Origin of the sequence: Leclercia pneumoniae, from assembly GCF_017348915.1 — a bacterium.
GTDB lineage: Bacteria > Pseudomonadota > Gammaproteobacteria > Enterobacterales > Enterobacteriaceae > Enterobacter > Enterobacter pneumoniae.
Genome location: NZ_CP071383.1, coordinates 2,407,402 through 2,425,864, shown reverse-complemented (window position 1 = coordinate 2,425,864; position 18,463 = coordinate 2,407,402). Strand labels below are relative to the sequence as shown.

At 55.1% G+C, this 18,463-nt stretch carries 22 protein-coding genes, 1 pseudogene and 1 other annotated feature; of the genes and pseudogenes, 13 read left to right on the top strand and 10 right to left on the bottom strand.

Translation table 11 applies throughout. The features are described 5' to 3' along the window. Positions 1-78 precede the first annotated feature (78 nt). From JZ655_RS11705 to JZ655_RS11665, 9 genes and pseudogenes are all read left to right on the top strand, one after another. A complete protein-coding gene (locus tag JZ655_RS11705; protein ID WP_207291860.1) occupies positions 79-285 on the top strand; it encodes a hypothetical protein in 207 nt (68 codons plus the stop codon). Then, positions 282-638, top strand: coding sequence for a RusA family crossover junction endodeoxyribonuclease (locus tag JZ655_RS11700; RefSeq protein ID WP_207291859.1), 357 nt, complete (start codon positions 282-284; stop codon positions 636-638). Before JZ655_RS11705 ends, JZ655_RS11700 begins: the two co-directional genes overlap by 4 nt. Then, complete coding sequence (locus tag JZ655_RS11695; protein WP_207291858.1) at positions 638-1,645, top strand: DUF968 domain-containing protein; 1,008 nt, start codon at positions 638-640, stop codon at positions 1,643-1,645. The genes JZ655_RS11700 and JZ655_RS11695 overlap by 1 nt, the downstream gene beginning before the upstream one ends. A gap of 12 nt (positions 1,646-1,657) precedes the next feature. Then, positions 1,658-2,272, top strand: a complete 615-nt coding sequence (locus JZ655_RS11690; protein ID WP_207291857.1) for a hypothetical protein — start codon at positions 1,658-1,660, stop codon at positions 2,270-2,272. A gap of 256 nt (positions 2,273-2,528) precedes the next feature. Then, positions 2,529-2,792, top strand: a complete 264-nt coding sequence (locus JZ655_RS21635) for a putative holin (protein ID WP_425352454.1) — start codon at positions 2,529-2,531, stop codon at positions 2,790-2,792. A gap of 34 nt (positions 2,793-2,826) precedes the next feature. Further along, positions 2,827-3,588, top strand: a complete 762-nt coding sequence (locus JZ655_RS11680) for a phage tail fiber protein (RefSeq protein WP_242637263.1) — start codon at positions 2,827-2,829, stop codon at positions 3,586-3,588. An 81-nt stretch (positions 3,589-3,669) separates the two neighbouring features. Further along, complete coding sequence (locus JZ655_RS11675; RefSeq protein ID WP_207291855.1) at positions 3,670-3,909, top strand: hypothetical protein; 240 nt, start codon at positions 3,670-3,672, stop codon at positions 3,907-3,909. After that, positions 3,909-4,226 (top strand): hypothetical protein, encoded by a 318-nt coding sequence (locus JZ655_RS11670; RefSeq protein ID WP_207293837.1) that lies wholly within the window; start codon positions 3,909-3,911, stop codon positions 4,224-4,226. Before JZ655_RS11675 ends, JZ655_RS11670 begins: the two co-directional genes overlap by 1 nt. A gap of 165 nt (positions 4,227-4,391) precedes the next feature. After that, positions 4,392-4,508 (top strand): annotated as a pseudogene (locus JZ655_RS11665) (OmpW family outer membrane protein); the annotation flags it as partial. Between the two features lie 31 nt (positions 4,509-4,539). Here JZ655_RS11665 and yedF read toward each other — a convergent pair. The 7 genes from yedF to JZ655_RS11630 form a co-directional block, all read right to left on the bottom strand. After that, positions 4,540-4,773, bottom strand: a complete 234-nt coding sequence (yedF, locus tag JZ655_RS11660) for a sulfurtransferase-like selenium metabolism protein YedF (RefSeq protein ID WP_040075344.1) — start codon at positions 4,771-4,773, stop codon at positions 4,540-4,542. Beyond that, on the bottom strand, positions 4,770-5,981 hold the full coding sequence (gene yedE, locus JZ655_RS11655; protein WP_207291854.1) for a selenium metabolism membrane protein YedE/FdhT: 1,212 nt from the start codon (positions 5,979-5,981) through the stop codon (positions 4,770-4,772). The genes yedF and yedE overlap by 4 nt, the downstream gene beginning before the upstream one ends. 160 nt (positions 5,982-6,141) lie before the next feature. After that, entirely contained in the window at positions 6,142-6,948 is an 807-nt protein-coding gene (gene trpA, locus JZ655_RS11650; RefSeq protein ID WP_207291853.1) for a tryptophan synthase subunit alpha, read from the bottom strand. Further along, complete coding sequence (gene trpB, locus JZ655_RS11645; RefSeq protein ID WP_040075347.1) at positions 6,948-8,141, bottom strand: tryptophan synthase subunit beta; 1,194 nt, start codon at positions 8,139-8,141, stop codon at positions 6,948-6,950. The genes trpA and trpB overlap by 1 nt, the downstream gene beginning before the upstream one ends. A 10-nt stretch (positions 8,142-8,151) precedes the next feature. Beyond that, positions 8,152-9,510, bottom strand: coding sequence for a bifunctional indole-3-glycerol-phosphate synthase TrpC/phosphoribosylanthranilate isomerase TrpF (gene trpCF, locus JZ655_RS11640; RefSeq protein ID WP_207291852.1), 1,359 nt, complete (start codon positions 9,508-9,510; stop codon positions 8,152-8,154). Positions 9,511-9,513: 3 nt separating this feature from the next. Next, positions 9,514-11,109, bottom strand: a complete 1,596-nt coding sequence (gene trpD, locus JZ655_RS11635; RefSeq protein ID WP_207291851.1) for a bifunctional anthranilate synthase glutamate amidotransferase component TrpG/anthranilate phosphoribosyltransferase TrpD — start codon at positions 11,107-11,109, stop codon at positions 9,514-9,516. After that, entirely contained in the window at positions 11,109-12,671 is a 1,563-nt protein-coding gene (locus tag JZ655_RS11630) for an anthranilate synthase component 1 (RefSeq protein ID WP_207291850.1), read from the bottom strand. Before JZ655_RS11630 ends, trpD begins: the two co-directional genes overlap by 1 nt. 23 nt (positions 12,672-12,694) lie before the next feature. After that, positions 12,695-12,790: a sequence feature (Trp leader region), on the bottom strand. Positions 12,791-12,949: 159 nt separating this feature from the next. On the opposite strand from JZ655_RS11630, the gene rnm reads away from it, so the two are divergent. From rnm to rluB, 3 genes are all read left to right on the top strand, one after another. Then, positions 12,950-13,831: an RNase RNM gene (gene rnm / locus JZ655_RS11625; protein WP_207291849.1), complete on the top strand. Its 882-nt coding sequence runs from the start codon at positions 12,950-12,952 to the stop codon at positions 13,829-13,831. Then, the gene (locus tag JZ655_RS11620; protein WP_040075354.1) at positions 13,828-14,448 is read left to right on the top strand and encodes an L-threonylcarbamoyladenylate synthase; all 621 of its coding nucleotides are present in this window, start codon (positions 13,828-13,830) and stop codon (positions 14,446-14,448) included. Before rnm ends, JZ655_RS11620 begins: the two co-directional genes overlap by 4 nt. 102 nt (positions 14,449-14,550) lie before the next feature. Beyond that, positions 14,551-15,426, top strand: a complete 876-nt coding sequence (gene rluB, locus JZ655_RS11615) for a 23S rRNA pseudouridine(2605) synthase RluB (protein WP_040075355.1) — start codon at positions 14,551-14,553, stop codon at positions 15,424-15,426. Between the two features lie 31 nt (positions 15,427-15,457). Here rluB and cobO read toward each other — a convergent pair whose 3' ends face one another. After that, the gene (gene cobO / locus JZ655_RS11610; RefSeq protein WP_046885212.1) at positions 15,458-16,048 is read right to left on the bottom strand and encodes a cob(I)yrinic acid a,c-diamide adenosyltransferase; all 591 of its coding nucleotides are present in this window, start codon (positions 16,046-16,048) and stop codon (positions 15,458-15,460) included. Continuing rightward, complete coding sequence (locus tag JZ655_RS11605; protein ID WP_040075357.1) at positions 16,045-16,806, bottom strand: YciK family oxidoreductase; 762 nt, start codon at positions 16,804-16,806, stop codon at positions 16,045-16,047. The genes cobO and JZ655_RS11605 overlap by 4 nt, the downstream gene beginning before the upstream one ends. A gap of 247 nt (positions 16,807-17,053) precedes the next feature. Here JZ655_RS11605 and sohB point away from each other — a divergent pair, with 247 nt between their 5' ends. Then, positions 17,054-18,100: a protease SohB gene (sohB, locus tag JZ655_RS11600; RefSeq protein WP_040075358.1), complete on the top strand. Its 1,047-nt coding sequence runs from the start codon at positions 17,054-17,056 to the stop codon at positions 18,098-18,100. A gap of 31 nt (positions 18,101-18,131) precedes the next feature. On the opposite strand, the gene JZ655_RS11595 is transcribed toward sohB, so the two are convergent. Further along, entirely contained in the window at positions 18,132-18,383 is a 252-nt protein-coding gene (locus tag JZ655_RS11595; protein WP_040075359.1) for a YciN family protein, read from the bottom strand. Positions 18,384-18,463 lie beyond the last annotated feature (80 nt).

The following is an 18,463-nucleotide window of genomic DNA, read 5'->3' as shown; positions in this document are numbered from 1 at the left end:
ACCAATCAATAAAACCTTACCACTGACCCCATCCGGGGACAGCGTTTTTTTATTGTCTGCAGCTTTACGGGAGCAGGCGTGAAAAAGAGCTGGTTCACCCACACCAATCTGACTACAGACGAAGCAGAGGAGCTGGTTAAGCGCTATCGCGAAAAAGGCGTTCGCGTAGAGAAAACCCTCGACATGGATCCGCGATACTGGACCGTAAGCGCAGAGCTGCCCCAGCAAAAGTCCAACCCAAAAACAGTACAAAGCATGCGTTCCCGTGCGTGGGGTCACTCATGAAAATCTATAACGTAGTGCCGATGGGCAAGCCACGCATGACCCGCGCAGACAAGTGGAAGAAACGACCAGAAGTGCTTCGGTACCGGGCATTCTGCGATCACGTCCGTTTGCTTGGAGTTAAGCTGCCAGAGGCAAACTCCCACGTTACGTTCATCCTCCCCATGCCCAAGAGCTGGAGCAAGAAGAAACGCGCTGAAATGAACGGCAAGCCTCACCAGAGCAAGCCCGATAAGGACAATCTGGAAAAGGCGTTGCTGGATGCACTATTCGAGGATGATGCCCATATCTGGGATTCACGCGTAACGAAACTTTGGGGAGAAGTAGGGCAAATCATTATTCGGGAGATTAACTGATGCGAGCGTTATTAAAGCCAGTTATAGCCCGGGAACTTGGTGTGGTTCTGCTTAAGCCGGGCAGTGAACTAATGAGCCTTTTCAGCGGTGGCAGGGTTCTGGTGGAACGCCAGCCTGAAAGCATGAAAAGCTACCCAGCTGGCCGAGTTCCCGATGCTCTGCAGCCGTTGGCTTTCGAGCAGGATCTGATCCCATTCTTCCATTCGGAGAAAGTGATTTACGCAGCTGGTGGGCTGCCAAGTCTTGAGAACTGGTTACTCAGGAGTAGCTCTGGGCATTGCCAGAACGAACATAGCGATTATCACTATCACGAAATGACCGTCATGCGACACGACCCAGGCGCGCTTCGGTTGTGCGGCTACTGTGACAACTTATTGAGAGGGCAGTATACAGAAGCGCTGGCAGAGCTGGCTCGTCAAAACCTCATCGACTGGATTCTGGACACCATCCGCTCCACGCTTCTGCTGGACAAGACTCGCCAGCTCTCCCTGTCTGAGTTGTGCTGGTGGGCTGTCATTAAGGGCGTTTTCGGAGAGCTGCCAGAGTCCTTCGCACGTAAGGTCCTTCGATTACCTCAGGAGAAGATGAGTAATCGGGAAAGTGACATCGTCCCGAGTGTGCCGGCCACCAGCATTATCGCTGACAAAGTGGCTGAAATGCCTATTCCTCAACCCGTAGTTGTCACTGTTGTTGAACCTGAATCGCCGTTGACCTTCATGAAGCGCCCCAAGCGCATCCGCTGGGAGAACAGCAATTATCTTGCCTGGGTTAAAACCCAATCTTGCGCCTGTTGTGGTCAGCAGGCTGATGACCCCCATCACTTAATCGGCTGGGGGCAGGGTGGTATGGCAACGAAAGCGCACGACATTTTTGTGATCCCGCTCTGCCGTATCCATCACACCGAACTGCATAACGACCCGGTTGAATTTGAGCGCAAGTACGGCGCGCAACCAGTACTGATTATCAATTTGCTGGACCGGGCTTATGCGCTCGGCGTTCTGGCGTAAGGAGAATTACAAATGACACCACGTCAACGCCGCAATCACCTAGAAGCTCTTGGGCAAGCAGCAACTGCTCCTCGAAAGAGCTGGCTCGGCAAATTCAAACCATTAACGAGTGTCCAGTCAGCGTGGATAAAATCACTGTTAACAATCTGGGGTGAAGTGACTGGAGGAAAAACCCGCTCACAGTATCGACTTGAGAACTCCAGCCAGTTCTGGTCTAAAGTCAAAAAAGAGGAGTGGTCCGACGCTCAGTTAACCCGCATTACAGCAGCTCTGGGCCAGGCACGTGAAGAAGGGTTCCGTGGAGTTCAGGCGGCACTGCGAGCAAAAGCCATCCTTTGGCCTGTCACCTTGTCAGAACTGATTGATGAGAGCGAGCGCCGCGAGGATTCGGACTTTATAGAGCAAGTGATGTTGGCAACCTTCGATTCTCATGATCCCGTTTATCAGGTAGGGCTGCAGTTCTACACCACTCGCAAGAAGATATCCGACATCACCCGTGAGCTTCAGGCTGTAGCCCCTTGGCTAACTACCGGCGAGGCCCGGAAACGCGTTCGCTGGTGCTTGGAGATATTCCAGGCGAAGGTCTTTCTGGCCGTTCGCCGGCAGATTGAAACCGAGCGAAAATGAGATTTATGTCAAAAAGTTTCAAAGAGGTGTTGAAAACGGGCCAGAAAAGTGAATAATCCATTCATGCTTGGCAGAGCTGCGCCACGATGGCAGCGACGAAAAGCCCTTACCAAATAAATTCAGAAACCTCGCTCATGCGGGTTTTTTTATCTTCTGAGGTCACCATCTGGTGGCCTTTCCTATTTCAGGCTCCCGGAAACCCCCATCAGGTGCTTTGTCGTTAAGCATCCGGAGAGCCTGACCTTCTACACACGGAATGCTTATGTCTGAACCACTATCCGGCAGCGCTACGGCGCATGCAGCGGTTACGACTGCCACTTTTGCCGGGTTCTGGGCAAACACAGAGGCAGGCGTAATCCTCGGGGCGCTTGCCGGGGCGCTAATCTACGTTCTCACGTCTCATAACCTCAGCGCGATAGAACGAGGTCTCTTCGGTGTGGTGTCGTTTATCCGTTGCGCAGGGAGGGACTGGTGCAACGAATGCAGAAGGCGCTCGCACAAACCTCGGTTTGGGAAGTAGCGCGACACGAAACGCGTACAGCAACACTGGAGACATGCTTTCAGTTGGAGATTTCGGCGTTGGGGGTAGTGGCATATCGCCAACAAGCGCCAGCTATGCCCTGGACAGCGGCTTCTATGCAGGTCCAGGTGCAGCCGGAACAGGCTACTGGAATAACTACATGCCTATGCTCGTAATGAACCGGGCTGCTGGTACTTATGTAGCGCAACTTCAGATTGCAGATGGTGGTGTTATTGCCACCCGACTGAGAGTCAACGGAACCTTCAGTCCATGGACAATCCAGTACAGCACAGCAAATACCACCAAGGCCAGTGACGGAACATTAAAAGCCGCTTCCCCGGTAGCCCGCATCGTTAATTCCCAGGCAGATAACCAGCGTAAGGACGTTGACGAAGAGGGCTTTGCCTGGTGCGGTTGCGGAACATCAAATGCCGAGGCTGAAGGAATCAATATTTCCCGGCTCGATGTTGGTGTCTATGTACTGACTGGCTCGGCTGGCCTGGCATCGGAAGGATGGCAGCTACTTCCCCCAATGGACCCGGCAGGCATGGGGGAACTTGGTATAGTCGAGGCAGAGCAGACGGAAAGCGGAGGGCTGACGATCCGTTTGTTCAGGCGCAAATACATGCTTACCGAATCTGGTGAGATGGTGAAAACGAAAGGCGAACTGATAGATGTTCCTGCCAATAGCTGGATTGATATCCGACTCGATATGCCCGAGGACAGCATCTGGAATAAAAGGATTGCTGAGGCATCACTAGAGCAGAAAGTGAACACTGAAAACCATCTGTCATAATTATTGATAGGCGGCTTCACATTGATCTACTCTCCGTTAAAAACTACTGTATATAAAAACAGTATAAATGGAGTATGGATCATGCCCCGCAAATCAGACCTTCGCGCCGCTTTCGTTGCGGCCGTACACAAAAACCCGAAAGGGTATCAGTGCCTGCGCACCGCTGACTTTATCAGGGAGCTACGCGCCAGAAACTGGCATTTCACAGAAGCTGACGCCAATGAATGGATAGAACGATACCAGGCTGGCTTTGTAGATAAAACACCCGACGACAGCCAGAACCGCTTGTGGATTATGCGCAACATGGGGTACATCCGCTGATGGGGTTCGTCTCGCCGGCGGGCGACTATATCGAGCGCAGGTTAAATCCCGAGGATATGCTTACAACGGATCTGAGTCGTATCGTCGAAACGGCAACCGGCTATGCCGTTATTGAGCCGGTGACAAAACTTTCACAGGGGCAGGTGCTGCTAATTCTGTGTGGTGGATATACCCAGTTTGCGAAACTACAAGGCCGATCGTTGATCACTGACGATGGCGAAGCGATAGAAGGAGAGGCTATGGGTGAAGTAGGGGTGCTGGGCAGGGTGACGTTTTTCATCAATCGTGTACTTGAAGATGATAGACCAACGATTTGATCGAGTAGCGTTCAGAAATCATCTGGGGATTCGTTCTGCAAAACTATTCTTTTACATCTAAATATCAAGAGGTTAAAAAGATGTCGTTTGAGGTCAAGTCTTAGTATTGAATTGTCTTAAAATCTATATAAATCATACTGATATTATAAAATCAGAATGGTGCCCGTCTGGTACATGGATATCGACACTGAGGTGAAATTCAAGGCGGGCGGCGAGCAACAAAATATCAGTACCCGTCTGGATCCGTGGGTGTTTATGTTCTCAGCGGGTTATCGCTTCTAAGAGAAAAGGGTGGCGCAAGGCCACCCTCACTTTACTTCTGAATCAAATAGCGAATGGTCGGCCCGTCCTGCTGAATATCCAGCACGGTATAGCCATGGTTTTTAGCGTCAAGGGGAATATTATTGATCGACTGCGGACAGTCGCTCACTACCTCCAGGATCTCGCCTTTCTTCAGCTGTGGCATGGCCTCCAGCGTGGCCACGGCGGGATACGGACAGGGCTCACCCACCATGTCCAGGCGATAATCAGGAATGAACTGTTTCATGCGGTCTCCTTACAGGTTGCTGTTTGGCGGGACGTGCGGCGAAAGAAGCGTTTCTCCTGGGCCAGCACCAGTAAAAAGGCGGCCAGCAACATCACATAGGTTGCCAGTAATCCCCCCAGCGGACCGAAGGTATTCAGCAGATTGACTTTATCCCAGTTTGTCGCGAGCGCAGGCGAGAGATCATCCCAGTAGTAGGCCAGCAACGTTGAGCCGATAACATTACCCAGCCCCACCCACCAGTAGTGAACCTGGCCTTCAACGGCACGATACATCCAGCCGGTTTCACAGCCGCCGGCCAGCACGATGCCAAAACCAAACAGCAAACCGCCAATCACGGCGTTCGGGCCTGCCCACATGATTTTTGGTTCGACGCCAAGTTGTACGTAGCTAAAGATGCCGATGGCGCTCACTGCCATCCCGGCAATAATGGCTTTCGCCATCATGGTCCGTCCGGTGATCCACATGTCGCGGAAGGCGGAGGTAAAGCAGATTTGCGCGCGTTCAATTAACAACCCAAAGCCAACGCCGAAGAGCATCGCCAGCCCTAATTTGGGTTGATTAAGTGCCGTGCACAGCGCCCAGGCCAGGATGCCGAAGAAGACCAGCATCCCCATGCGGAAGCGGCGTCGAGCCTTCTCCGGTTTCTGTGTCAGGGGCGAGGCTGCACTCACTTTTTGAATTTTGACCGGGATACGGAACATCGGTAACAGCGTGAAGCGCGCGCCGAAGTACGAGCCGACAGCGGTGGCCAGGGCGAAGAACCATGCGTGCAGCGAAAACTGTGGAATGCCGGTGAAAAAGGCCGCCAGGTTACACCCCATCGCCAGACGGGCCCCAAAACCGGCGATAATGCCCCCGACGACGGCCTGCGCAATACGAACCCGGTTTTGCGGCATACGCAGCTTCACGTTATTGGCCCACAGTGCGGCGGCAAAGCAGCCGCCAAACATCCCGATAATCATCATGCCGTCGATACGGGTCAGAGGCGAACCCTCAAGATGGATCAGTTTGAAATATCCCCACTCTTCGGTATGCACCCCCGCTAACTGGAGCAACTGCCCGCCCCAGCGGGTGAATTCACCCGTCACGGCCCAGAAGGTGCCGGTGATGCCGAAATAATAGGTAGAGAGAATGCCCGCTGCGATAACCGCAGGGACAGGTGACCAGAACTTAATAAGATAAGCCTGTTTGAAGTCATGCCATGACATGGATAAACCTCTGAACTCAGAAGGATTAGGGGCGTTAGCCGTAAAAGAAGAGGGGATGATACGCCGGGAATGGCGTTTGAAAAGAGAAAAAAGCCGTAAAGCTCGACGGGATCAATTTATGCGAAACGCCGCCTGAAAATTTCAGACGGCGAATAGGTTATCAGCCTCGTGTTGCTGCTTTCATGCTGCTAACAAAGGTTTTCAGCTCGCGAAGCATCTGGTCAGGGCTGTTGAGGTTGTTCTCGATGATTTTGACAATCGCCGAGCCGGAGATCGCCCCTGCGGCCTTCGCCTCGATGGCCGCTTTAACCTGGTCCGGTGAAGAGATGCCAAAGCCCTGCAGCGGCGGTGCCGCATGATATTCGGCCAGTTTTGCGACCAGGTGATGCAGAGGGAGCGAGGCTTTATTCTCTGCGCCGGTTACCCCTGCACGAGAGAGCAGATAGGTATAACCGCGGCCATAAGAGGCAATCTGGCGCAGCAGTTCGTCGTCGGCATTAGGCGGGCAGATAAAAATCGGCGCCACGTTATGACGCATCGCCGCCTGACGGAACGGCGCAGACTCCTCCACCGGCACGTCTGCCACCAGTACCGAGTCCACACCCACGCGAGCGCATTCGGCATAAAACGCATCAATCCCGCGACTAAAGACCAGGTTGGCATACATCAGCAGGCCAATCGGAATGGTCGGGTATTTCTGACGAACGGTGGCCAATATTTCAAAACATTGGGTCGGGGTGACACCGGCGGCAAAGGCGCGCAGAGTCGCGTTCTGGATGGTCGGGCCATCAGCCAGCGGATCGGAGAAGGGGATCCCCAGCTCCAGCGCATCGGCACCGGCCTCAATCAGCGTGTCGATAATTTTTAAAGAGTGTTCAGGCGACGGATCGCCCAGGGTCACAAAGGGAACAAATGCGCCTTCCTTGCGTGCTTTGAGCTCAGCAAATACGTTATCGTAACGTTCCATCACATTTCCCCTCGTGCTTTCAAAATATCGTGAACGGTGAAGATATCTTTATCACCGCGACCGGAAAGGTTAACCACCAGCAGCTGCTCTTTTTCCGGGTTTTCCTTAATCATTTTCAGGGCATGGGCCAGCGCGTGCGAGGACTCCAGTGCCGGGATAATACCTTCGCTGCGACAGAGCGTTTTGAAAGCTTCCAGCGCTTCGTCATCGGTAATAGAGACGTAATCCGCACGACCGGTACTGTTCAGGAACGCGTGCTGCGGCCCCACGGACGGGAAATCCAGCCCGGCAGAGATTGAATAGGACTCTTCGATCTGCCCCTCCTCAGTCTGCATCATCGGCGCCTTCATACCGAAATAAATCCCCACGCGGCCATGCTTCAGCGGCGCACCGTGCTCGCCGGTTTCAATACCGTGCCCGGCCGGTTCAACGCCAATCAGTCCGACGCTGGTTTCATCAATAAAGTCGGCGAACATGCCGATGGCGTTAGATCCACCGCCAACGCAGGCGATGACCGCATCCGGCAAACGCCCCTCTTTTTCGAGGATCTGCGCTTTGGTCTCTTCGCCAATCATGCGCTGGAATTCGCGCACAATGGTCGGGAACGGGTGAGGGCCCGCCGCCGTGCCCAGCATGTAGTGGGCGGTGTCGTAGCTGCCAGACCAGTCGCGCAGCGCTTCATTACAGGCATCTTTCAGGGTTGCGGAGCCGCTATGTACCGGAATCACCTCCGCACCCATTAAACGCATCCGGAAGACGTTCGGTGACTGGCGCTCCACATCTTTAGCCCCCATATAGATGCGGCATTTCAGGCCGAGCAGGGCGCTGGCAAGGGCAGAGGCAACGCCGTGCTGACCGGCACCGGTTTCAGCGATAATCTCGGTTTTGCCCATCCGTTTTGCCAGCAGCGCCTGTCCCAGCACCTGGTTGGTTTTGTGCGCGCCGCCGTGGAGTAGATCTTCACGCTTCAGGTAGAGGGTCGTCTTCGTCCCTTCCGTGAGGTTGCGGCATTTGGTCAGCGCGGTCGGGCGTCCGGCGTAGTTTTTCAGCAGGTCGGTAAATTCGGCCTGAAACGCAGGATCTTTTTGCGCGCTGACAAAGGCTTCTTCCAGCTGGCGCAGCGCGGGCATCAGGATCTGTGGCACATACATGCCACCGAACTCACCAAAATAGGGGTTAAGTAATGTTGTCATCTTCTCTTCCTTAATATGAACGCAGCGTTTTAAACACCGAAGCCAGTTTGCTGGCATCTTTAATGCCAGGCTGCGATTCGACGCCTGAATTGAAATCGAGTCCTGCACAGCCCGCTTTAGCGGCCTCTACACAGTTATCCGGACCTAAACCCCCCGCGAGAAGAACATTGTCGAGCTTCTCGCCGGTTAGCAGTGACCAGTCGAAACGTTGCCCGGTACCGCCCTGGCCGTTATCCAGCACATATTTAGTCACGTGTTGCAGGTTACGTACGGGCAGAACATCACTCACGCTCAGCGCTTTCCAGATGTCGACCTGTTCGGGCAGCGATTCGCGCAGCGCGTCTATATAGGCTTGATCTTCACTGCCGTGCAGTTGAACGGCGGTCAGGTTCAGCGCTCTGGCTGTTGCGGCAACGTCGGCAATAGCGGCATCGCGGAATACGCCAACATAGCGCAGCGGCACGGCGGCCATGACGTCACGGGCGCGCGCGATATCTACCGCCCGCGGGGAGGAGGAGACGAAAATGAGCCCGCCATAGATCGCGCCAGCAGCATACGCCGCGGCGGCATCTTCCGGGCGCGTCAGTCCGCAAACCTTATTCTCACCTAACAGCACCCGGCGCACGGCGGCGCTCAGGTCGACCTGCTCCATCATGGCGGAGCCAATCAGAAAACCGTTGGCAAAGTGGCTCAGCTCACGCACCTGGGCATAGGTATTGATCCCCGATTCGCTGATGACCGTTACCCCGGCACCCAGGCGCGGCGCGAGCTCGCGAGTACGGTTGAGGTCGATGGAGAGATCGCGCAAATCGCGATTATTAATCCCCACCACTTTGGCCTCCAGCGCAATGGCGCGCTCCAGCTCCTCTTCATTACTCACTTCCGTCAGCACGCCCATGTTAAGGCTGTGGGCGACGGCCGCCAGTTGACGATACTGCTCGTCATCCAGCACCGAGAGCATCAACAGGCAGGCGTCGGCCTGATAGAAACGCGCCAGCCAGATCTGATAAGGATCGATGATAAAGTCTTTGCACAAAATCGGCTGCGGCGCGATACCGCTGACGACAGGCAGAAAATCAAAGCTGCCCTGGAAATACTTCTCATCCGTCAGAACAGAAATCGCCGACGCATGGTGTTTATAAATTCCGGCGATGGTGGCCGGGTCGAAGTCGTCGCGGATCACCCCTTTGGACGGGGAGGCTTTTTTGCACTCCAGGATAAATGCCGTCCGTGCGCCCTGCAGGGCTTCGTAGAATCGACGGCTGCTGGGAACCACCTCGTTCTGAAAGCTGGCGAGTGGCTGCTGCGCCTTACGGGCTTCTACCCAGATAGCCTTATCGGCAACGATTTTCGCTAAAACGGTCTGCATGAATTACCCTCTTGCCGCAAGTGCGGTCACACGGTCGTATGCTGCGCCAGAGCGCAACACGTCGATAACTTTTTGCGCATTCGCCTTAAGATCCTCCTCGCCGTGCAGGCGCATCAGCATGGCGACATTGGCGGCGACGGCAGCCTCATGAGCGGCTTCACCTTTACCTTGTAACAGGCGGGTGAGAATGTCACGGTTTTCTTCCGGGGTACCGCCTGCCAGCGCCTCCTGATGGTAAGGCGTTAAGCCAAAATCGCTCGCCTCAAGCTGATAGCTCTTGATTTCGCCATCGTTCAGTTCTGCCACCAGGGTAGGGGCATGCAGTGACACTTCGTCCATGCCGCCGCTGTGAACCACGGCTGCACGCTGATATCCCAGCATGCGCAGTGTTTCAGCTATGGGCAGTACCAGTTCAGGGCTGTAAACGCCAATCAGCGCCAGCGGAGGGTGTGCCGGGTTAATCAGCGGCCCCAGCACGTTAAACAGGGTACGGGTCTTCAGCTGCTGACGCACCGGCATAGCATGGCGGAAACCGGTGTGGTACTTCGGCGCGAACAGGAAGCAGACCCCCAGTTCGTCCAGCGCAGCGCGAGACTTTTCAGCATTCATGTCGAGGTTAATGCCAAATGCGGCCAGCAGATCGGATGAGCCGGAACGGCTGGAGACGCTACGGTTACCGTGTTTAGCCACCTTGATACCACAGGCGGCAGCCACAAAGGCGCTGGCGGTGGAGATATTGATGCTGTTACTGCCGTCGCCGCCGGTACCCACGATGTCGGCAAAGCGATAATCCGGACGCGGGAACGGCGCAGCGTTTTCCAGCAGAGCGGTTGCTGCGCCAGCGATCTCCTGCGGGCTTTCACCACGGACTTTCATGCTCACTAGGGCGGCTGCCAGTTGCTCGGGTTTCAGCTCACCGCGTACCACGGCGGAGAATAGCTGGTGGCTCTCTTGTTGGCTCAGGGTCTGCGCCTGGTACAGTTTTTCCAGAACAGGTTGCAGGGTATTCGTCTGCTCCAGTTTTTGCAGCGCCCAGTTCAGCGTCTGCTCCAGCAGCCGAGCCCCCTGTGAGGTCAGAATGGATTCCGGGTGAAACTGCAGGCCGCAGACGCGGTCGGCGTCATGACGTACAGCCATCACCATTCCCTCGAAATGGGCGTTAATGGTCAGACCCCCCGGAATGTTGCTGCCCACCAGCGAGTGGTAACGCGCCACCGGCAGCGGGTTCATCAGCCCGGCAAACATCGCCTGGCCGTCGTGTTCAATACTGGATGCCTTGCCGTGCAGAATTTCACCCGCCTGGCCGACGTAGCCGCCGTAGGCTTCCACAATCGCCTGATGGCCGAGGCAGATACCGATAATCGGTAGTTTACCGCGCATACGGGTCAGCAGTTCTGGCATACAGCCTGCTTCGCTTGGCGCACCCGGGCCCGGAGAGAGCATCAGCACCGGGTTCTGCATGGTGGCCAGGCGCTCAATTAAGGTCTGAGCCGGGACGTGATTACGGTAGATCACCACATTGTGGCCGTTGGCACGCAGCTGATCCGCCAGGTTGTAAGTAAAGGAGTCGATATTATCGAGCAGCAGAATGTCAGCCATCAGAAAATCTCCTGTGCGTGATGTGCGGTGGCAATCGCGCGCAGTACGGCGCGGGCTTTATTGCGGGTTTCGTCGGCTTCAGACTGCGGTACGGAATCAAGAACGATGCCAGCGCCAGCCTGAACGGTAGCGATACCATCTTCAACGTAAGCGGAGCGGATGACGATGCAGGTATCCAGATCGCCATGGGCCGTGAAGTAACCTACCGCGCCGCCATAGCTACCGCGGCGTCGTCCCTCTGCCTGAGCGATAAGCTGCATGGCGCGGACTTTTGGCGCGCCGCTCAGGGTGCCCATGTTCATGCAGGCCCGATAGGCGTGCAGCACGTCCAGATCGCTCCGCAGCTCGCCAACCACGCGGGAGACCAGGTGCATCACGAAAGAGTAACGGTCGACCTTGGTCAAATCCGCCACGTAGCGACTGCCCGGCGTGCAGATACGCGCCAGGTCGTTACGCGCCAGATCAACCAGCATCAAATGTTCAGACATCTCTTTTTGATCGGTACGCATCTCCAGCTCAATACGGCTGTCCAGGTCGCGATCAAGCGTGCCGTCCGCACGACGACCCCGCGGGCGAGTCCCGGCGATCGGATAGATTTCAATCTGACGGCTGGTGGCGTCATATTTCAGGGAGCTTTCCGGCGAGGCGCCGAACAATGTGAAGTCGTTGTCCTGCATGAAGAACATGTACGGGCTCGGGTTGCTCTTCTTCAGCACATCATAGGCTGCCAGCGGAGAAGGGCACGGCAGCGAGAAGCGACGGGATGGCACCACCTGGAAAATTTCGCCTGCGCGGATCGCTTTCTGCATCTGGCGTACGACCACGCCAAATTCGTCGTCGGTCTGACTGTATTCGCAGCGCATCTGCTCAACGCGTTGCACCGGCAGAGAAGCAGGCTCTTCCGTCATCTGCTGCTGTAACTGGGCGATACGTTGCTCGAGGCGCTCTTTCTCATCCGTCAGGGGAGTAAAAAGGCTGGCCTGAATACGGGTGCTTTTCTTCTGGTGGTCGATCACCAGTAAGGTTTCTGCCAGGTAGAAGCAGTAATCCGGGCAGCGATTTCCCTGTTCAACGTCAGGCAGATTTTCAAAACCGGCGACCAGGTCATAGGCAAACAGCCCGCCAAAGAACATCGCTTCACGCTCGTCTTCCGGCACATTGACCAGGTTTTGCAACAGGCGGAAGGCATCAAAGACCGATAATGAGCAGAGCCGGGCATCTTCATCCAGCAGCTGGCTTACCGGCGGGAAGTGCAGAACGCGGGCGTCCGGGCGTTGTTCATTTTCAATGCCAGCGGGCAGGACGCTATCCAGTAAAGGTAACAATGCCGCGCCGTTAGCCGATAACGCCTGGATAGTGACAACGTCACCCATGGAGGTGATCCGCAAAGCGCTGTCTACCAGCAGCAAACTCTTTAGATCATCTTTGCTGTCGATATCGGCGGATTCCAGCAGCAGGGTGGCCGCGCGGGCGCCGCAGAGGTGATGAAACAGGGCCGTTGGGTTATGGCGATAGGCTGCGTCCCGGGTAAGCAGTTCGAGGGTTGGTTTGGCTGTTTGCATTAGTGTGTTCTCATATTCTGTTCAATAAAAAGCCCGCTCTGTGGCGGGCCTGGTATCTGTATGCGCGACGCAAACGTCTGACACTGCCCGTAAATTCAGGAAGTGCGCCACCAACCATGCTGAGAGAAAGAGAGGGTCATTTGCAGATACCTTAAAAAGTGAACTTGCGTACTAGTTAACTAGTTCGATGGTTGAATGTCAACCCCCGATTTCAGTTATTCACGGCATACCGTTATCATAGTGAGCGCAAAGAGATGAAAATAGTGACGGGAGCCGCTTTGAGCGACACGAATTATGCAGTGATCTACGATTTACATAGCCACACAAAGGCCTCAGACGGCCTGCTTACGCCCGAAGAGTTAGTTCATCGCGCCCATGAGATGCGCGTAGGCACCCTGGCAATAACCGATCACGATACCACCGAGGCGATCCCGGCAGCACGGGCGGAAATTACCCGCAGCCAACTGCCGTTAACCTTAATCTCAGGCGTGGAGATCTCCACTCTCTGGGAAAATCATGAGATTCACATTGTTGGTCTGAATATCGACATTGAGAACCCGCTGATGTGCGAATTTCTGGACGAGCAAAAAAACCGTCGTAACCAGCGGGCTGCGTTGATTGCCGAACGTCTGGAAAAAGCACACATTCCGGGCGCCCTGGAAGGGGCGCTTCGGCTGGCGGGAGGCGGGGCTGTAACCCGGGGTCATTTCGCCCGTTTTCTGGTGGAAGCGGGGAAGGCCAATAACATCGCCGATGTTTTCAAAAAATACCTGGCGCGGGGGAAAACCGGATACGTTCCTCCGCAGTGGTGTACAATAGAACAAGCTATTGATGTCATTCATCATTCTGGCGGTAAGGCGGTACTGGCCCATCCGGCACGGTATAACCTCTCCGCCAAGTGGCTGAAAAGGCTGCTGGCCTGGTTCGCGAAACAGGGCGGCGATGCGATGGAAGTCGCACAGTGCCAGCAAGCCCCCAATGAGCGTACACAACTTGCAACTTATGCCCAACAGTTCGGTTTACTGGCCTCGCAAGGCTCCGATTTTCATCAGCCTTGTCCGTGGATAGAGCTGGGCCGCAAGCTGTGGTTACCCGCGGGCGTCGAGCCGGTGTGGCAGCTCTGGGAACAGCCCGAGCCAAATAAAGAGAGGGAAGTATGAGTCAATTTTTCTATATCCATCCGGATAACCCGCAGGCGCGGTTGATTAACCAGGCGGTGGAGATTGTGCGTAAGGGCGGCGTTATCGTCTATCCCACGGACTCCGGTTACGCGCTGGGCTGCAAGATCGAAGACAAAGGGGCGATGGAGCGTATTTGCCGCATTCGCCAGCTGCCGGACGGGCACAATTTTACCCTGATGTGTCGCGATCTCTCGGAGCTCTCCACCTACTCCTATGTGGACAACGTGGCGTTTCGCCTGATTAAAAATAACACCCCGGGCAACTACACCTTTATCCTGAAAGGGACTAAAGAGGTACCCCGTCGTCTTCTGCAAGAGAAGCGTAAAACAATCGGTATGCGTGTGCCGTCGAACCCCATTGCACAGGCGTTGCTTGAAACACTGGGCGAGCCGATGCTCTCGACATCCCTGATGCTACCGGGCAGCGAATTTACCGAGTCAGACCCGGAAGAGATCAAAGACCGTCTGGAGAAAGTGGTGGATTTGATTATTCACGGCGGTTACCTGGGTCAACAGCCGACAACGGTGATCGATTTAACCGACGAAGGGCCAACTGTTATCCGTGAAGGTGTGGGTGACGTTAAGCCTTTCTTGTAATGATGTAAGCCGCTATACTACGCGGCCATCATTATTGCGGTGTTATCCCGCTATAATGAATCCTGTTCGACGCCTGTGAAGGCGACACCTGAAGGAAGCTCAATGAGCGAGAAATTACAGAAAGTGCTGGCGCGTGCTGGCCACGGTTCACGCCGTGAAATCGAAACCATTATTGAAGCAGGTCGCGTCAGTGTAGACGGCAAAATCGCTACGCTGGGCGATCGCGTTGAGATCGTACCGGGACTGAAGATCCGTATCGACGGACATCTGATCTCGGTAAAAGAGTCGGCGGAGCAGATCTGCCGCGTGCTGGCTTACTATAAGCCAGAAGGCGAACTCTGTACCCGTAACGATCCTGAAGGGCGTCCTACCGTCTTCGATCGCCTGCCGAAATTGCGCGGTGCGCGCTGGATTGCCGTGGGCCGTCTGGACGTTAACACCTGCGGGCTGCTGCTGTTCACTACCGATGGTGAACTGGCCAACCGTCTGATGCACCCAAGTCGTGAAGTTGAGCGTGAATACGCGGTACGCGTGTTTGGTGAAGTCGACGACAATAAAGTGCGCGACCTGTCGCGCGGTGTGCAGCTTGAAGATGGTCCGGCAGCATTTAAAACCATCAAATTCACCGGCGGTGAAGGCATCAACCAGTGGTACAACGTGACCCTGACCGAAGGCCGTAACCGTGAAGTGCGCCGTCTGTGGGAAGCCGTGGGCGTGCAGGTCAGCCGCCTGATTCGCGTGCGCTACGGCGACATCCTCCTGCCGAAAGGTTTGCCTCGCGGTGGTTACACCGAGCTGGATTTAACCCAGACGAACTACCTGCGCGAGCTGGTGGGGCTGACGCCAGAAACCACCTCCAAGGTGGCGGTTGAGAAAGATCGCCGTCGCATGAAGGCGAACCAGATCCGCCGTGCGGTGAAGCGCCACAGCCAGGTGAGCACCGGTCGCCGCTCAGGCAGCCGTAACAATAACGGTTAAAAAATCAAACCCGGCATTGCCGGGTTTTTTCTTAATAGTCGATACCGATTTGCGCTTTCACCCCGGCATCAAACGCATGTTTGACCGGACGTAGCTCACTAACGGTATCTGCTATCTCCAGAATATCTCTGTGACAACCACGCCCGGTCACGATCACCGTCTGATGAGCTGGCCGGTTTTGCAGCGCGGTGATGACCCTTTCAAGCGGCAGATAGTCGTAGGCCACCATATAGGTAATCTCATCCAGGAGCACCATGTTCAGGCTGGGATCAGCCAGCATCCGCTCGGCATGCTGCCAGACTGCCAGGCAGGCGGCGGTGTCAGTCTCCCGGTTTTGCGTGTCCCAGGTAAACCCGGTTGCCATCACCTGAAACTCTACCCCATGCGGTTCCAACAGATTACGCTCGCCGTTTGGCCATTCGCCTTTAATAAACTGGATTACGCCGACCTTTTGACCGTGACCGACCGCGCGAGTGGCGGTGCCAAACGCGGCGGTAGTTTTACCCTTACCATTGCCCGTAAAGACAATAATAATTCCACGCTCGTCCTGAGCGGCGGCAACGCGGGCGTCGACCTGTTCTTTTAACCGCTGCTGGCGCTGCTGATGACGATCATCACTCATTGGGAAATCCCTGGTTTACGGCCCGGTTGGGCATCAAAAGTCATACCGGTTTTCCGGCGGCTATCATCGCCCATCAGCCATAAATAGAGCGGCATAATGTCGGCAGGTGTTTTGAGTTTGTCCGGATCTTCCGTCGGGAATGCGCTGGCACGCATTTTGGTACGCGTACCTCCTGGGTTAATACAGTTCACGCGCAGATGACGGCTCTGATATTCTTCTGCCAGAACCTGCATCATCCCCTCAGTAGCGAATTTCGAGACGGCATAAGCGCCCCAGTTGGCACGCCCCTGACGGCCAACGCTGGAAGAGGTAAAGACCAGCGAGCCAGAGTCTGACTTCAGTAATAAAGGAAGCAATGCCTGAGTCAGGAAAAAAGTACCGTTGACGTTGACCTGCATCACTTGCTCCCACAACACCGGATCCTGTTCATCCATCGGGCGCACTTCCCCCAGTAAACCGGCGTTATGCAGCACCCCGTCGAGGCGAGGGTAGTGGGCGGCAATGCGCTGCGCCAGGGCCTGACAGCTCTCAGGGGTGCAGGTCAGGAGATCCAGTGTATACCAGCGCACCGGATGCGGGCTCACCTGGGCGACATCGTCGGCCGCAGCGCGTAATTTCTCTTCGTTACGGCCCAGCAGGATCACGCTGGCGCCGTGGCGGGCATAGGTCAAGGCTGCTTCAAGGCCAATGCCGTCGCTGGCGCCGGTGACCAAAATAATACGGTTTTGCAGTAGATCTTTTTTCGGTTGATAGTGCACGGTAACTCCTCTGGCACGCATGTTTTCTGCGTCTGCTCTCTACGCTTTTCGGGTTTATGCCCGAAAGCGCGTGTGATTTCAATCAGTCTACCGGAGACTTGGTAGTGAAATTAACAATTTGCAAACATTTCGCGGCGGTTTAACCATTCCGGAAGCGCGATCGCAAGGGTAACTTCACAAGCGAGACGCCCGGCCATGGCTGTTGTACACTGGGTGCGAAAACAAGTGGTTAAATCAAGGTGGACGCGTGGAATTACTCTCTGAATATGGTTTATTTCTGGCGAAAATCGCAACGGTGGTGATTGCCATTGCGATAATCGCAGTTCTCATTGTTAACCTGACGCAGCGCAAGCGTCAGCGCGGCGAGTTACGTATTACCCGTTTGAGCGAGCAGTACAGCGAAATGCAGGAAGATATGTCGGTCTCCCTGCTCGACAAACATCAGCAAAAGCTGTGGCATAAAGCCCAGAAGAAGAAACACAAGCAGGAAGCCAAAGCCGCTAAAGCGAAGGCTAAACAGGAGCAGCGAGACGAGCCGACAAAACCGCGCGTCTATGTGCTGGATTTTAAAGGGAGTATGGATGCGCATGAGGTGGCTTCCCTGCGTGAAGAGGTAACCGCTGTTATTGCCGTTGCCAAACCGCAAGATAAAGTGGTGGTACGACTCGAAAGCCCTGGTGGGGTGGTGCACGGTTATGGCCTGGCAGCCTCGCAGCTGCAGCGCTTACGTGACAAGCAGATCCCTCTGACGATCGCGGTCGACAAAGTCGCGGCAAGCGGCGGCTACATGATGGCCTGCGTGGCGGACAAAATTGTCGCGGCGCCATTCTCGATTATCGGGTCGATTGGCGTGGTAGCGCAGATCCCTAACTTCAACCGCTTTCTGAAAAGCAAAGATATTGATATCGAGTTGCACACGGCGGGGCAGTACAAACGCACCCTGACGCTGTTAGGTGAAAACACCGAAGAGGGGCGGCAGAAGTTTCGCGAAGATCTTAATGAAACTCATCATCTGTTTAAAGATTTCGTTAAGCAGATGCGTCCGTCACTGGATATTGATCAGGTTGCAACCGGTGAGCACTGGTACGGTGTCCAGGCGCAGGAGAAAGGGCTGGTTGACGAAGTGGGGACCAGCGACGATCTGCTGCTGGGCCTGATGGAAAACCATGAACTGGTAGGGGTACGGTTTGTCCAGCGTAAACGCCTGACTGACCGCTTCACCAACAGCGCGGCTGAGAGCGCCGATCGCCTTCTGCTACGCTGGCTTCAGCGCGGTCAAAAACCGCTGCTGTAACTAAAACGCGAGGCCAAGGCCTCGCGTTTTTTTAATCAACAAGGTGATACTTTTCCGAGAGCGTATGCGCCAGGTATTTAAACATATTAAACACCGCGGTGCTTTTTGGGGTTGGAAGCCCTTGCTCATCAAGGAAATACTCACCGCTGAACACCAGCACGCCGTTGCGCTGCTCGACGCCCGTGGCTTCAATGCCGGCCAGGGTGTCTTCATGTTCACGAATCAGTTTATTTGCTTCTGCGAGCAACGTGGCTCGGTCAACAGGTTGGGTCGTTTGCTGCATAATCCACTCCTTAAACAGTGACAATAGTCTACGCCGCAGCGATGAAGTGGGCAAATTTTCCCTGTTTTAGCAGTGGGTTT

What these genes read in the sequence shown, in the direction of transcription:
- trpB (WP_040075347.1), bottom strand. Translation starts at nt 8,141, where the DNA reads ATGACAACATTACTTAACCCCTATTTTGGTGAGTTCGGTGGCATGTAT.
- JZ655_RS11680 (WP_242637263.1), top strand. Translation starts at nt 2,827, where the DNA reads ATGCTTTCAGTTGGAGATTTCGGCGTTGGGGGTAGTGGCATATCGCCA.
- JZ655_RS11630 (WP_207291850.1), bottom strand. Translation starts at nt 12,671, where the DNA reads ATGCAAACAGCCAAACCAACCCTCGAACTGCTTACCCGGGACGCAGCC.
- yedE (WP_207291854.1), bottom strand. Translation starts at nt 5,981, where the DNA reads ATGTCATGGCATGACTTCAAACAGGCTTATCTTATTAAGTTCTGGTCA.
- JZ655_RS11700 (WP_207291859.1), top strand. Translation starts at nt 282, where the DNA reads ATGAAAATCTATAACGTAGTGCCGATGGGCAAGCCACGCATGACCCGC.
- trpA (WP_207291853.1), bottom strand. Translation starts at nt 6,948, where the DNA reads ATGGAACGTTACGATAACGTATTTGCTGAGCTCAAAGCACGCAAGGAA.
- yedF (WP_040075344.1), bottom strand. Translation starts at nt 4,773, where the DNA reads ATGAAACAGTTCATTCCTGATTATCGCCTGGACATGGTGGGTGAGCCC.
- trpCF (WP_207291852.1), bottom strand. Translation starts at nt 9,510, where the DNA reads ATGCAGACCGTTTTAGCGAAAATCGTTGCCGATAAGGCTATCTGGGTA.
- JZ655_RS21635 (WP_425352454.1), top strand. Translation starts at nt 2,529, where the DNA reads ATGCTTATGTCTGAACCACTATCCGGCAGCGCTACGGCGCATGCAGCG.
- JZ655_RS11675 (WP_207291855.1), top strand. Translation starts at nt 3,670, where the DNA reads ATGCCCCGCAAATCAGACCTTCGCGCCGCTTTCGTTGCGGCCGTACAC.
- JZ655_RS11595 (WP_040075359.1), bottom strand. Translation starts at nt 18,383, where the DNA reads ATGCAGCAAACGACCCAACCTGTTGACCGAGCCACGTTGCTCGCAGAA.
- JZ655_RS11620 (WP_040075354.1), top strand. Translation starts at nt 13,828, where the DNA reads ATGAGTCAATTTTTCTATATCCATCCGGATAACCCGCAGGCGCGGTTG.
- JZ655_RS11690 (WP_207291857.1), top strand. Translation starts at nt 1,658, where the DNA reads ATGACACCACGTCAACGCCGCAATCACCTAGAAGCTCTTGGGCAAGCA.
- JZ655_RS11670 (WP_207293837.1), top strand. Translation starts at nt 3,909, where the DNA reads ATGGGGTTCGTCTCGCCGGCGGGCGACTATATCGAGCGCAGGTTAAAT.
- trpD (WP_207291851.1), bottom strand. Translation starts at nt 11,109, where the DNA reads ATGGCTGACATTCTGCTGCTCGATAATATCGACTCCTTTACTTACAAC.
- JZ655_RS11695 (WP_207291858.1), top strand. Translation starts at nt 638, where the DNA reads ATGCGAGCGTTATTAAAGCCAGTTATAGCCCGGGAACTTGGTGTGGTT.
- rluB (WP_040075355.1), top strand. Translation starts at nt 14,551, where the DNA reads ATGAGCGAGAAATTACAGAAAGTGCTGGCGCGTGCTGGCCACGGTTCA.
- cobO (WP_046885212.1), bottom strand. Translation starts at nt 16,048, where the DNA reads ATGAGTGATGATCGTCATCAGCAGCGCCAGCAGCGGTTAAAAGAACAG.